Origin of the sequence: Pseudacidovorax intermedius (assembly GCF_003350475.1) — a bacterium.
Lineage (GTDB): Bacteria > Pseudomonadota > Gammaproteobacteria > Burkholderiales > Burkholderiaceae_C > Xenophilus > Xenophilus intermedius.
In genome coordinates this window covers 1-12,162 of sequence record NZ_QQAV01000005.1, presented here as the reverse complement: position 1 = coordinate 12,162, position 12,162 = coordinate 1, and the positions used below count along the sequence as shown (strand labels likewise).

The window sequence follows — 12,162 nt, the reverse complement described above, 5'->3', positions numbered from 1 at the left end:
CCGCATGAGCCAATCCATCGGAACCCGCCGGCAGCTGAACATGCTGTCCACGCCGGCCGTGATCTTCACGCTGGCGCTGATCGCCTTTCCCTTCGCCTACACGATCTGGCTGAGCCTGCACGAGTTCAGCTTCGGCGGCAGCGCCACGCTCAACTACGGCCGGAACTACCTGCTCATGCTGCAGGACGGCGAGTTCTGGAACGGCCTGAAGATCACGCTGGTGCTGTACGTGCTGTCGCTGGTGCTGCAACTGGTGCTGGGCACCTACGTCGCGCTGCTGCTGCATTCGTCCAAGAAGCTCTCGGGCATCGTGCGCACGCTCATGATCTCGCCCTTCGTGCTGCCGCCGGTGGTGGTGGGCATGATGTGGCTGGTGGTGCTGGACCCGTCCATCGGCGCGGCCAACTGGCTGCTGGAGAGCGTGGGCCTGCCGCGCTCGGACTGGCTGGCCTCGCCCCAGTGGGTGATCCCCACCGTCGCCTTCATCGACACCTGGCAATGGACGCCCTACGTGGCGCTGATCGTGCTGGGCGGCCTGCAGTCGCTGCCGCCCAACGTGTACGAGGCGGCGCAGATCGACGGCGCCTCGCGGTGGAAGACCTTCTGGCGCATCACGCTGCCGCTGCTGATGCCCACCATCGTCACGGCCGCCATCCTGCGCAGCGTCGACCTGCTGCGCTTCTTCGACATCATCTACATCACCACCCAGGGCGGGCCGGGCAATGCCTCGAACACGCTCAACATCTACGGCTTCCGCAAGGGCTTCGAGTTCTTCGAGATCGGCTATGCGAGCGCGCTGATGATCACGCTCTCGACGCTGGTGCTGGGCGCCGTGGTGGTGCTGACCCAGGCGCGCAAGCGCGTGGCCTGGTGAGGAGACACGCATGCACGACGACGCCCTCATCCGCCGCCTGAACGCGCTGCAGATCGCGATGGTGGGCCTGATCATCCTGGCGCCCATCGCCTGGATGGTGCTGGCCTCCTTCAAGCCCTCCGCCGAGGTCACAGCCTACCCGCCCAAGCTGTTCTTCACGCCCACGCTGGACAACTACCGCCAGCTCTTCGGCACCACGCCCTTCGGGCACTACACCTGGAACAGCCTGGTCATCACCATCGGCTCGACCGTGATCGGCATCGTGCTGGGCGTGCCGGCGGCCTTCGCGGTCTCGTGGACGCGCATCACCTGGCCGGCCACGGTCACGCTGCTGGCGCGCATGGCGCCGGGCACGCTCTTCCTGCTGCCGTGGTATGTGATGTTTCGCGAGCTGAACCTGATCGGCACCTACACGGCGCTGGTGGTCACGCACGCCGTCATCACCATGCCCATCGTCATCTGGGTGCTGCTGCCCTTTTTCGACAACATCCCGCGCAGCGTGTTGGAAAGCGCGCAGGTGGACGGCTGCAGCGTGCCGCGCATCCTGTGGCGCATCGCCCTGCCGCTGGTGATGCCGGGGCTGGTGGTGTCAGCCATCCTGGCCTTCGTCTTCTCCTGGAACTACTTCCTCTTCGCGCTGGTGCTGTCCAACGGCGACACCAAGACGCTGATCGCCGCCTCGTTCAACTTCATCGGCGAGGGGGCCTCCAACTGGGGCGCCCTCATGGCCGCGGCCACGCTCATCGCGCTGCCGCCGCTGGTGCTCGCCTTCTTCGTGCAACGCCGTCTGGTGTCGGGCCTCGCGCTCGGCGCCGTCAAGGGCTAGGAGCCAATCTCATGCAAGCCGCTGTCTTCCATGGCGACAAGACCATCACGGTCGCCGACATCGAACGTCCCGTGCCCGCCGCCGGCGAGGTGCTCCTGCGCGTGCGCCGCACGGCGCTGTGCGGGTCCGACACCAAGCTCTGGATCAAGGGCGCCACCTTCACGCCCGGCCACGAGATCTTCGGCGTGGTCGAGCAGCCGGGCCATGCGCTCGACGGCCGCCGCTGCCTGGTCTACATCCCGGTGCATTGCGGCCACTGCGAAAGCTGCCGCCGCGGCGACACGCAGATGTGCCTGAACGAATCGGTGCTGGTGGGCTGGAACCGCCCCGGTGGCTATGCCGAGTACCTCGCGGTGCCGGAGCAGTGCCTGCTGCCCGTGCCCGACGACATCGAGGACGAACTCGCGCCGCTGCTGCTGGACACCATCGGCACCGCCGCGCACGGCATCCGCTTCGTGCAGAACCTGGTGCCGCCGCAGGGCGCCGGCCCGGTGCTGGTCACGGGCGCAGGCCCGGTGGGCATGGGCGCCATCGTGGCACTGCTCAACCTGGGCTACACCGAGGTCTACGTGTCCGACCTGAAGGAGGAGCGGCTGCAGCTGGCCGAATCCTTCGGCGCGCGCCGGCATCCGGTGGGCGACAACACCAGGCGCTTCAAGCTCATCGTCGAGTGCAGCGGCTCGCATGCGGCGCGCTCGCTGGGCATGAACATCGTGCTGCCGCGCGGCGTGCTGATCCTCATCGGCGAGAGCGACGCGCCCTGGCCCGTGCAGGAAACGCCGGCCATCCGCCGCAAGGACTTCTACATGGTGCGCACCTTCTACTTCCCCAAGTCGGACTTCGCGCTCAACGTGGAGCTGCTGCGCAAGGAGAAGGCGCGCTACCGCCAGCTGGTGGACGCGCAGTTCGGCATCGAGCAGCTGCCCGAGATGTTCGGCCGCTTCGTGGCAGGCGAGCTGGTCAAGCCGCTGCTGGCTTTTTCCTGAGGCGGCGCGCATGGCAGCGATCCATCTGCGGGGCCTCACCAAGCGCTACGGCGACATCACCGTGGTGCCCGCCATCGACCTGGAGATCCGGGACCAGGAATTCGTCGTCTTCGTCGGCCCCTCGGGCTGCGGCAAGTCCACCCTGCTGCGCGTGATCGCGGGGCTGGAGCCCATCGACGGCGGCGAGCTCTACATCGGCGACACCTGCGTCAACGACGTGCCGCCGGCGCAGCGCGACATCGCCATGGTTTTCCAGGACTATGCGCTCTATCCGCACATGAGCGTCTACCAGAACATGGCCTTCGGCCTGGAGATGCGCGGCATGGACAAGGCCGAGATCGACCGGCGCGTGCAGCGCGCGGCCGGCCTGCTGCACATCGAGCCCTTCCTGCAGCGCAAGCCCAAGGCGCTGTCGGGCGGGCAGCGCCAGCGCGTGGCCATGGGCCGTGCGATGGTGCGCAACCCCAAGGTCTTCCTCTTCGACGAGCCGCTGTCCAACCTGGACGCCAAGCTGCGCGGCGAGGTGCGCACCGAGATCAAGGCGCTGTCGCAGCAGCTCAAGACCACCATGATCTTCGTCACCCACGACCAGGTGGAGGCCATGACCATGGCCGACCGCATCGTGGTGCTCAAGGCCGGCGTGGTGCAGCAGTTCGGCACGCCCGACGAGGTGTACCGCCAGCCGGCCAACCAGTTCGTGGCCGGCTTCATCGGCTCGCCCACCATGAACTTCTTCGACGTGGGCGTAGAAGCCGGCGGCCTGCGCCTGGCCGATGGCACCCTGCTCGCGATGCCGGCCGACCGCCTGCACCCGCTGACCGCGGCCGGCCGCGCCAGGGCCGTGCTGGGCATCCGGCCCGAGCACCTGCTGGCGCAGGCCGACGGCCCGCTGCGCACCACCGTGAGCGTGGTCGAACCGCTGGGCTCGGACACGCTGGTGTACTTCGACTTCGACGGCAAGCGCCACGTGGCGCGTGTCGCGCCCGAGTTGGCGGTGAACGCGGGCGCGTCCATCGCGCTGGGCTTCGATGCGGCCAAGGTACACCTGTTCGATGCCGGATCCGGGGACGTGCTGCGGTGAACGCGCTGCCCCTTTTGCCCGATTCGCTGCGCGAGGCGCGGCCCGTGGTGATCTGCCTGGGGCTGTCGGCCTTCGACCTGACCTGGGGCGTGGACGCCCTGCCCGCGGGCGGCGGCAAGACCCGCGCCGCCGACTTCCGCGAAGGCGGCGGCGGCATGGCCGCCAATGCCGCCGTGGCCGCCGCCCGGCTGGGCGCCGACGCGCGCTTCTGGGGCCGTGCCGGCGACGACAGCGCCGGCCGCGCCATGCGCGACGAGCTGGCCCAGGCCGGCGTGGACGTGGCGCAGTTCCGGCTCTTCGAAGGGGCACGGTCCTCGGTCTCGGGCATCGTGGTCGACGGCCGCGGCGAACGCATGATCGTCAACTTCCGCGGCGACGGCCTGCCGGCCGATCCCGCCTGGCTGCCGCTCGACGCCGTGGCCGACGCACAGGCGGTGCTGGCCGATCCGCGCTGGCCCGAGGGCGCGCTCGCCCTCTTCCAGGCCGCGCGCCGGCATGGCGTGCCCTCGGTGCTCGACGGCGACATGGCCGAGCCCTGGGTCTTCGACCAGTTGCTGCCACATACCGACGTCGCCGCCTTCTCGGAGCCCGCACTGGCCGCCTACAGCGGCGGCGGCGCCCTGCAGGTGCAGCTGGGCGTGGCCCGCGCACGCGGCTGCCGGCTGGCCGCCGTCACGCTGGGCGAGCGCGGCGTCGCCTGGCTGGACGACGCCGGCGCCCTGCAGACCCTGCCCGCCTTTGCCGTCGACGCGGTGGACACCACCGGGGCCGGCGATGTTTTCCACGGAGCCCTCGCCTTCGCCCTCGGTGCCGGACTGGCGCCGGCGCAGGCCTTCCGTCTGTCCGCCGCAGCCGCGGCACTCAAGTGCCGGCAGGCCGGGGGCCGCTCGGGCGCGCCCCGGCTGGGCGATGCACTCACCTTCCTTCAAGAGATCCAGGAGCACTGAACATGGCGAACAACCTCCGTCTGGGCAAGCAATGGGGCCTGCGTCGCATGGCCACGCCCGCCGGGCACTTCACGATGGTGGCGCTCGACCAGCGCCCGCCCATCGCCAGCCTCATCGCCAGGAAGCAGGGCATCGCCCCGGCCGACGTGGCCTTCGCCGACATGGTCGCCGTCAAGCGCGTGCTGGTCGACGTGCTGGGCCCGCATGCCAGCGCCATGCTGTTCGATCCCAACTACGCCTTCCCGGCGGGCCTGAAGAAGCTGCCGGCCCACACCGGCCTGGTGGTGACGCTGGAGGACCACCGCTTCCGCGACCAGCCCGGCGGCCGCCTGTCGCATTCGATCAAGGACTGGAGCGTCGAGAAGATCAAGCGTGCCGGCGGCGACGGCGTCAAGGTGCTGGCCTGGTACCGGCCCGATGCCGACGCCGACATCGTGGCCCACCAGCAGCGCTACGTGGCCGAGATCGGCGAGCAGTGCCGCGTCCACGACATCCCGCTGGTGCTGGAACTGCTGGTCTATCCCTTCCCCAAGAGCGAGCGGCACACGACCGACTATGTGGAGTCGCCCGAGAAGCTGCCCGAGCTGGTGCTCGACAGCGTGCGCGAGTTCGCCAAGCCGCATTACGGCGTGGACCTGTTCAAGCTCGAAAGCCCGCTGCCCGGCGCCAGCCTGCCCGCGCATGGCGACAGCGCCGAGTCGCGCCAGGCCCAGGCCCTGTTCGACCAGATGGGCGGCATCTGCCGCGATGCCGGCATCCCGTGGGTGATGCTGTCGGCCGGTGTCACGCCCCAGCAGTTCCTGCGCGTGATGGAGTACGCCTACGCGGCGGGCGCCCATGGCTTCCTGGCCGGCCGCGCCGTGTGGTGGGAAGCACTGCAACAGTTCCCCGACCTGGCCGGCTTCGAGGCCCAGCTGCGCCGCGAAGGCACCGCCACGCTGGCCGAACTGGCCGCCCTCACCGAGCGCGCCGGCAACGCCTGGCAGGCCGACTACAGCGCCTTCGACACGCTCAAGGCCGAGGGCGAGTTCTGCCTGGCCTACGCGTGATGACGGCAGCGGCGACCGACCTGCGCCTCGAACGTATCGAGGTCTTCGTCTTCCGCGCGCCGGCGGACCCGCCGGTGCAGACCTCCTTCGGCATCATGCGCGACCGGCCGGCCCTGCTGCTGCGTGCCATCGCCGACGATGGTGCCGAAGGCTGGGGTGAGGTCTGGTGCAACTTCCCGACCGTGGGTGCGGAGCACCGCGCCCGCATGGCGCTGACCTACCTGCCGCCGCTGGCCTGCGGGCCGCAGTGGGCGAGCCCCCAGGTCTGCTTCGAGGCGTTGACGGAGAAGCTGGCCGTGCTGGCCATCCAGTGCGGCGAGCCCGGCCCCCTGGCACAGATCGTGGCCGGCCTGGACATCGCGCTGTGGGACCTGCTGGGCCGCCGCCACGGCCTGCCAGTGTGGAAGCTGCTCGCGCCTGATCTGGCCGCGCCCGCGCCGGTGCCGCTCTATGCCTCGGGCCTCAACCCGACCGCGCCCGAGAAGCTGGCAGCGGCCAAGCGCGCGGAGGGCTACCGCGCCTTCAAGCTCAAGGTCGGCTTCGGCGCCGAGCGCGACGAGGCCAACCTGGCCGCCCTGCGCGAGGTGATCGGCCCCGCGGCGCCGCTGATGGTCGACGCCAACCAGGCCTGGGACCTGGACGAGGCCATCGCCGCCGGCCGCCGTATGGCCCGCCACGACCTCGGCTGGCTGGAGGAGCCCGTGCGCGCCGACACGCCGCTGGCCGACTGGGCCCGGCTGGCGCGCGAGCAGCCACTGCCGCTGGCCGGTGGCGAGAACCTGGCCGGCCTGGCCGCCTTCGACGCCCACATCGGCGCCGAGGGCCTGTCGATCATCCAGCCGGACCTGGGCAAATGGGGCGGCTTCAGCGGCTGCCTGGCCGTGGGACGGCGCACGCTGGCGCAAGGCAAACGCTTCTGTCCGCACTGGCTGGGGGCCGGCATCGGCCTCACGGCCTCCTTCCACCTCAAGGCGGCTGTGGGCGGGCCGGGCTATGTGGAGGTGGATGCCAACTCCAACCCGCTTCGCGACCTGCTGGCCACACCGGTGTTCGCGCTGGAAGAAGGCGCCGTGCACCTGGGGATGAAACCGGGCCTGGGCGTGCAGCCCGACCTCGGGGCGGCCCAGGCTTTCCGCATCCCGCTCTAGGCGGGGTCGGCGCCGGCCGTACGGCGTGCGTTCATCGAAGGCTGGGATCATCCCGGCCGCTGCCATCCGGCGGCGTCCAACACCTCCAAGAACGCACGCCTTCCGCCATGTCCTCTTCCGGTTTCCACGTCCACGGTCCGCACGACCACGAACTCCAGCATGCCGCCGAACACGAGGCCGAGCATGCCGCCGCCGCCAAAAAACAGCGCAGCATCACCAACGAGGTGGCCGTCTTCACCGCCGTGATCGCCACGGTCGGTGCCATCTTTGCCTACATGGGCGGGCTGACGCAGGCCAATGCCGGCCTCTACAAGAACAACGCCGGCATGAAACGCACCGAAGCCGCCAACCAGTGGAATTACTACCAGGCCAAGAGCACCAAGCAGGCGCTGGCCGAGTTCGCACGCGACCTGTCACCCGACGACCGCAAGCCGGCCATGCAGGAAAAGGCGGCCCGCTACGACAAGGAGAAGGCCGAAATCCAGCTGGCCGCCCAGAAGCTGGACAAGGAGGCCGACGACTGGGACCACCGCTCCGACGCCGCCCTGCACGAACACCATCGCTGGGCCCAGGCGACCACCGCGCTACAGGTTTCCATCGCCCTGGCGGCGATCGCGCTGCTCACCCGCAAGCGCTGGCTGGAGTGGGGCATGTTCGGGGTCGCTGGGCTGGGGCTCGTGATCGGCGGGCTCGCGCTCGCCCACGTCTGAGACGACGCGCCACAGCGCCACAGCGCCACAGCGCCACAGACCGCGGCTCCCAGAGCGCGGCGCAGAGTTCCACGGATGCAACGACGTAGGTCATCACGCCGCGATTGTTTCGCTGGCGTGAACGTGACGTTCGTCAAAGACAAGGGTTTTCCCTAGATGAGAGGTCCACAATTCATCCCACGGGCCAGCGATTGAACGCAGACCCGAAGCCGGTGAGGCAGGTGCCTTGCCAGCTCTGTTCAACGCAATGCCTGCCTACAGGAGAAAAATCATGACCAAGACCTCGAAGATCATCGCCCTCGCCGCCCTGTCGTTCGCCGCCGTTGCCGGCGCCAGCGCCGAGGAATACCAGGGCGTCGTCGCCCCCGTGTCGGCCTTCAGCCGCGCCGAAGTGAACGCCCAGGGCGTGCAGGCCGCTCGCGCCGAGCAGAACCTGGAATACGTCGGCCAGCAGGTCGCAGTGGCCCCGGCCGCTCCCCGCAGCCGCGCCGCCGTGCAGGCCGAAGCCGTGGCTGCCGCCCACAACCCGACCGCCAACCTGGATTCCAAGGCCTTCGTGAACAGCACGATCCCCACGCAGTACACCCAGGGCAGCCTGTCGGTCTACCGCAAGGCCGGCCTGTAATCAGACCGCTGCCGCCGAGCGCGGCGCCCGTTGTCAGCGGGCGGGCGCGCGGCACTTGCCTTCGGGCACCTTCGAAAGCCGGTATGCGAAAGCATGCCGGCTTTCTGCGTTTGAGCGGCGGTTTGGCCAGTCACCCGGCAGCCGGCTGGCTCCATGCCCTTCGAAGGCCGGAATGTCCAAGCCCCAACCAAGTGTCCGCACTCCGCGGATAGCCGGCGCCGTGCGCGGCTAGGCCCGCGAGAACGGGCGCCGCACCATTCATCCACGCGCCGGGCCGGGCTCGCAGAGCCCGACCTGCGGCGACGACATCACGGATGAAAGGCAACTCACATGCATCGCTTGGACGGAAAGGTCATCGTACTGACCGGCGGCGCCACCCTCATCGGCGCGGGCGTGGCCCACGTGCTCCTGCAGGCCGGCGCACGGGTGGCGGTGTTCGACATCGATGAGACCGGCGGCGCGCGCGCCGTGGCCGGCCAGGAGGACCGCGCCCGCTTCTGGCCGGTGGACGTGACCCGGGACGACGCCCTGACCCAGGCCGTGGCCGAGGTCGCCACGCATTTCGGCCGCATCGACGGACTGGTCAACCTGGCCTGCACCTACCTGGATGCAGGCGCCGAATCGGGCCGGCAGGATTGGCTCACCGCCCTGGACGTGAACGTGGTCAGCGCCGTCATGGCGGCCCGCGCGGTGCGCCCGCACCTGCTCCAGGCCGGCGGCGGGGCCATCGTCAACTTCACCAGCATCTCGGCCAAGGTGGCGCAGACGGGGCGCTGGCTGTATCCGGTGTCGAAGGCTGCGCTGGTGCAGGTCACGCGCAACATGGCGATGGACTTTGCGGCCGACCGGATCCGTGTCAATTCCGTATCGCCGGGCTGGACCTGGTCGCGCGTGATGGACGAGCTGACCCAGGGCGACCGCGCCAAGACCGACCGTGTGGCGGCGGCCTACCACCTGCTTGGCCGCGTGGGCGACCCGGCGGAAATCGGCAACGTGGTGGCCTTTCTGCTGTCGGAAGGTGCCAGCTTCGTCACCGGCGCCGACTACGCGGTGGACGGCGGCTATTCGGCCATGGGCCCCGAACAGGCCGTGCCGGCCATTCCGAGGCTGGCCGAATGAGCGCGGTCGTCCATGCCACCCCCATGGCAGCCAACGATGCGGAGCCCGGCGCCTCCACGCTGGCGCCCTGGATCGACGAGGTCCTGCACCCGCGCCTGCTGCGCACCGTGCTCGGCTGCTACCCCACCGGCGTGGCCATCGTGGCCACTCGCACGGCCGACGGCCGGCCGGTGGGCCTCACCATCAATTCCTTCGCCTCGCTGTCGCTGGAACCTCCTCTGGTGCTGTGGAGCCTGGTGAACCGTTCGCCCAGCCTGCAGGCCTTCCGGGACTGCACGCACTTCACGATCAGCGTGCTGGGCTGCGAACAGGAAGCCCTGGCGCGGCACTTCGCCAATCCGGCGGTCCCCGACAAGTTCGAGGGCATCGCCATCGCGGAAGCCCCCGAGGGCGTGCCCGCCATCGCCGGCGCGGCCGCCACGCTGGTGTGCGCCAGCGATCATCACCGCGAGACGGGCGACCATCATCTGCTCGTGGGCCGCGTGCTTCGCGTGGCGCGCAGCGAGACGGCGCCGCTGGTGTTCCATGGGGGGCGGTTCACCGGGTTGGCGGCTTGAGCCGACCGATGCGATGGCCGACAGTCCCAATTTGGGACTAAACTTGCGCGATGCGGATCATCGCCGTCAGCGCCCTGCGGGACTACTGGTCATCGCATCCCGATGCCAAGAGGCCACTGCTGGCGTGGGTCGAAGAGGTACAGGCCGCGCAATGGCGCACGCCGGCTGACGTGAAGGCAAGTTTCCGTAACGCAAGCATCCTGCCCGGCCGGCGGGTGGTGTTCAACATCAAGGGCAACGACCACCGGCTGGTGGTGGCCGTAGCCTATGCCTTCGGCGCCGTCTACATCAAGTTTGTTGGCACACATGCGGAGTACGACCTCAACGACGTGCACAACGTGGAGCCTGAATGATGAACCTGCAACTGCACCCCATCCGCAGCGAGGCGGATTACCACTCGGCGTTGAAGGCGGCGGAAGCCTTCTTCGACGTGCCGGAGGAGCCTCGGCCCGACAGTCCGGAAGGCGCTTATTTCGAGGCGCTGATCACGCTGATCGAAGCGTACGAACGCAAGCATTTCCCGATGGACCCGCCCGACCCGGTGGATGCCATCAAGTTCCGCATGGAGCAGGCCGGCCTCACGGTGGCAGATCTGGTGCCCTACATCGGCCCTCGCCACCGGGTTTACGAGGTGCTCAATCGCAAGCGCCCGTTGACGATGCCGATGATCCGGCGCCTGATGAACCTGGGCATTCCTGCACAGTCCCTGATCGGCCCGGCGGAACCGGTCACCGCCTGAGGACTGATGTTCCCGAAGGCGCCCGCGCAGGTGTCTGCGCAGCCCCGCCACGATTTGCAGACGATGCAGTGAGCGCCAAGATTCAATGCCGCCGCACCGTCTCGCTGGGGTACTCGCCGAAGCGCGCGCGGTAGTCGGCGCTGAAGCGTCCCAGGTGGCCGAAGCCCCAGCGCAGCGCGACGCCGGCCACATGGGTGCTGCCGCCCAGCAGTTCGGCGCGGGCCCGCTCCAGCCGCAGGTCCTTGAGGTACTGCATGGGGCTCACGCCCAGGAATTCCTTGAAGCCGGCATATAGGCTGCGCACGCTCACACCGGCCACCTCGGCCAGCTGCTCCGCACACAGGGGCTCGTGCGCATGGGCCTGGATGTGGTCCTGTACGCGGCGCACATGGCGCGGCAGCACGGTATTGCAACGTGCAGGCGCCGCATGGCTGTGGTTGTGCGGCTGCACCGCCAGCAGCGTGGCCGCCACCAGTTGCCCGACCTGCTGGCTCACCAGTCGGTGCTGCGACACGTCGATGTCCTGCGCCATCATCTCCTGCAGGTAGCCCAGCAGGTGCATCCACATGGCGTTGTCGCGCCAGCCGAAGCCCAGCTGGAAGCGCACCGGCGCGTCGAGCGCACGGCCCAGTTGCAGCGCCAGCGTGCGCTCCACCAGCGCGCGCGATACGCGCACCATCAGTTGCTGGTTGTCGGCCGACCAGCGCATCACCGTGTCCTCGCTGGGGCTGAGCACCGTGGCCTCGTGCGGGCCGGAGTCGCTGTGCTGGCCACCGCTGTCGACCTGTGCACGGCCGGCCAGCGGCATCTGTACCAGGAAGAAGTCTTCCAGCGGACCGGGCTGGATCTCCACCTCGGCGCCGTAAGCCAACAAACTCAGCGAGACGTCGCCGAAGCTGGCGTGGTGCATGCGCGCGTCCAGGCGCTGGGCGCGGCCGGCCACGTCCAGCCGGTGCGGCTTCATCACGCTGCCCACGCGCAGCCGCGTCTCTTCGAGATCGGCCGAGGCGAAGAAGGGCCGCAGCGGCCGCGTCGCCGGCAGGGGTGCCGACGGCGGGCGGGTGAAGAAGGCACTGGCAGTGGGGTTCATGGCGGGCCTCGTGTCGCGCGTTGCCGGTGGCCGGCGGGTTTCGACGCGCTGCGATCGATGCAGCGATGGCTTGATCGATAGCAAGTTCGGCGCCACCGCATGGGCGCCGCTGCAGCCCAGTTAATTTAGTCCTCAAGCAATGCCGATGCACTCAGGGCAAGCACGGACTGCACTGGTGGGGTGCATTCGCGCTCTCCCAGGCCTCTCCCTGCGAGCGGGGGAGGAGAAATGCGGCAGTCGCTGGGAGATGGATGCGCTCTTCGTGGCCCGGCATGCGAAGAGGCATGAGCGTTGCAGTCGGGCTTGGCGGGGACGCAATCGGGATAGGGGTCCGTCATTGTCGACGGAGCCCCTCCCACACCACCCGGCATGCGGGTCCGCACCGGGCGGTTCGAGCGCTTGAGGTCATGA

General features: G+C 69.3%; 14 protein-coding genes. 13 read left to right on the top strand and 1 reads right to left on the bottom strand.

Features of this window, described 5'->3' with window-relative positions; all coding sequences use genetic code 11:
• Positions 1-4: 4 nt before the first annotated feature.
• From DFR41_RS13975 to DFR41_RS13915, 13 genes are all read left to right on the top strand, one after another.
• Complete coding sequence (locus tag DFR41_RS13975) at positions 5-874, top strand: carbohydrate ABC transporter permease (RefSeq protein ID WP_114803137.1); 870 nt, start codon at positions 5-7, stop codon at positions 872-874.
• A gap of 10 nt (positions 875-884) precedes the next feature.
• On the top strand, positions 885-1,700 hold the full coding sequence (locus tag DFR41_RS13970; protein ID WP_114803136.1) for a carbohydrate ABC transporter permease: 816 nt from the start codon (positions 885-887) through the stop codon (positions 1,698-1,700).
• 11 nt (positions 1,701-1,711) lie between these two features.
• Positions 1,712-2,686: an alcohol dehydrogenase catalytic domain-containing protein gene (locus DFR41_RS13965; RefSeq protein ID WP_114803135.1), complete on the top strand. Its 975-nt coding sequence runs from the start codon at positions 1,712-1,714 to the stop codon at positions 2,684-2,686.
• Between the two features lie 10 nt (positions 2,687-2,696).
• Positions 2,697-3,767: an ABC transporter ATP-binding protein gene (locus DFR41_RS13960; RefSeq protein ID WP_114803134.1), complete on the top strand. Its 1,071-nt coding sequence runs from the start codon at positions 2,697-2,699 to the stop codon at positions 3,765-3,767.
• Positions 3,764-4,714, top strand: coding sequence for a PfkB family carbohydrate kinase (locus DFR41_RS13955; protein WP_244917751.1), 951 nt, complete (start codon positions 3,764-3,766; stop codon positions 4,712-4,714). Before DFR41_RS13960 ends, DFR41_RS13955 begins: the two co-directional genes overlap by 4 nt.
• Before the next feature lie 2 nt (positions 4,715-4,716).
• On the top strand, positions 4,717-5,763 hold the full coding sequence (locus DFR41_RS13950; RefSeq protein ID WP_114803133.1) for a tagatose 1,6-diphosphate aldolase: 1,047 nt from the start codon (positions 4,717-4,719) through the stop codon (positions 5,761-5,763).
• Positions 5,763-6,911: a mandelate racemase/muconate lactonizing enzyme family protein gene (locus tag DFR41_RS13945; protein WP_114803132.1), complete on the top strand. Its 1,149-nt coding sequence runs from the start codon at positions 5,763-5,765 to the stop codon at positions 6,909-6,911. The genes DFR41_RS13950 and DFR41_RS13945 overlap by 1 nt, the downstream gene beginning before the upstream one ends.
• Before the next feature lie 107 nt (positions 6,912-7,018).
• The gene (locus tag DFR41_RS13940) at positions 7,019-7,621 is read left to right on the top strand and encodes a DUF4337 domain-containing protein (RefSeq protein ID WP_114803131.1); all 603 of its coding nucleotides are present in this window, start codon (positions 7,019-7,021) and stop codon (positions 7,619-7,621) included.
• Positions 7,622-7,892: 271 nt separating this feature from the next.
• Complete coding sequence (locus DFR41_RS13935; protein ID WP_114803130.1) at positions 7,893-8,246, top strand: alpha/beta hydrolase; 354 nt, start codon at positions 7,893-7,895, stop codon at positions 8,244-8,246.
• Positions 8,247-8,576: 330 nt separating this feature from the next.
• Positions 8,577-9,365, top strand: a complete 789-nt coding sequence (locus DFR41_RS13930) for an SDR family oxidoreductase (protein WP_114803129.1) — start codon at positions 8,577-8,579, stop codon at positions 9,363-9,365.
• A gap of 23 nt (positions 9,366-9,388) precedes the next feature.
• Positions 9,389-9,922, top strand: a complete 534-nt coding sequence (locus DFR41_RS13925; protein ID WP_114803128.1) for a flavin reductase family protein — start codon at positions 9,389-9,391, stop codon at positions 9,920-9,922.
• A gap of 50 nt (positions 9,923-9,972) precedes the next feature.
• The gene (locus DFR41_RS13920; protein ID WP_017762154.1) at positions 9,973-10,275 is read left to right on the top strand and encodes a type II toxin-antitoxin system HigB family toxin; all 303 of its coding nucleotides are present in this window, start codon (positions 9,973-9,975) and stop codon (positions 10,273-10,275) included.
• On the top strand, positions 10,275-10,661 hold the full coding sequence (locus tag DFR41_RS13915; protein ID WP_211322593.1) for a helix-turn-helix domain-containing protein: 387 nt from the start codon (positions 10,275-10,277) through the stop codon (positions 10,659-10,661). Before DFR41_RS13920 ends, DFR41_RS13915 begins: the two co-directional genes overlap by 1 nt.
• A gap of 82 nt (positions 10,662-10,743) precedes the next feature.
• Here DFR41_RS13915 and DFR41_RS13910 read toward each other — a convergent pair whose 3' ends face one another.
• Entirely contained in the window at positions 10,744-11,751 is a 1,008-nt protein-coding gene (locus DFR41_RS13910; protein ID WP_114803127.1) for an AraC family transcriptional regulator, read from the bottom strand.
• Positions 11,752-12,162 lie beyond the last annotated feature (411 nt).

Coding starts and splice junctions, on each gene's coding strand:
- DFR41_RS13970 (WP_114803136.1), top strand. CDS start 885: ATGCACGACGACGCCCTCATCCGCCGCCTGAACGCGCTGCAGATCGCG.
- DFR41_RS13940 (WP_114803131.1), top strand. CDS start 7,019: ATGTCCTCTTCCGGTTTCCACGTCCACGGTCCGCACGACCACGAACTC.
- DFR41_RS13950 (WP_114803133.1), top strand. CDS start 4,717: ATGGCGAACAACCTCCGTCTGGGCAAGCAATGGGGCCTGCGTCGCATG.
- DFR41_RS13975 (WP_114803137.1), top strand. CDS start 5: ATGAGCCAATCCATCGGAACCCGCCGGCAGCTGAACATGCTGTCCACG.
- DFR41_RS13910 (WP_114803127.1), bottom strand. CDS start 11,751: ATGAACCCCACTGCCAGTGCCTTCTTCACCCGCCCGCCGTCGGCACCC.
- DFR41_RS13945 (WP_114803132.1), top strand. CDS start 5,763: ATGACGGCAGCGGCGACCGACCTGCGCCTCGAACGTATCGAGGTCTTC.
- DFR41_RS13960 (WP_114803134.1), top strand. CDS start 2,697: ATGGCAGCGATCCATCTGCGGGGCCTCACCAAGCGCTACGGCGACATC.
- DFR41_RS13920 (WP_017762154.1), top strand. CDS start 9,973: ATGCGGATCATCGCCGTCAGCGCCCTGCGGGACTACTGGTCATCGCAT.
- DFR41_RS13930 (WP_114803129.1), top strand. CDS start 8,577: ATGCATCGCTTGGACGGAAAGGTCATCGTACTGACCGGCGGCGCCACC.
- DFR41_RS13915 (WP_211322593.1), top strand. CDS start 10,275: ATGAACCTGCAACTGCACCCCATCCGCAGCGAGGCGGATTACCACTCG.
- DFR41_RS13925 (WP_114803128.1), top strand. CDS start 9,389: ATGGCAGCCAACGATGCGGAGCCCGGCGCCTCCACGCTGGCGCCCTGG.
- DFR41_RS13965 (WP_114803135.1), top strand. CDS start 1,712: ATGCAAGCCGCTGTCTTCCATGGCGACAAGACCATCACGGTCGCCGAC.
- DFR41_RS13935 (WP_114803130.1), top strand. CDS start 7,893: ATGACCAAGACCTCGAAGATCATCGCCCTCGCCGCCCTGTCGTTCGCC.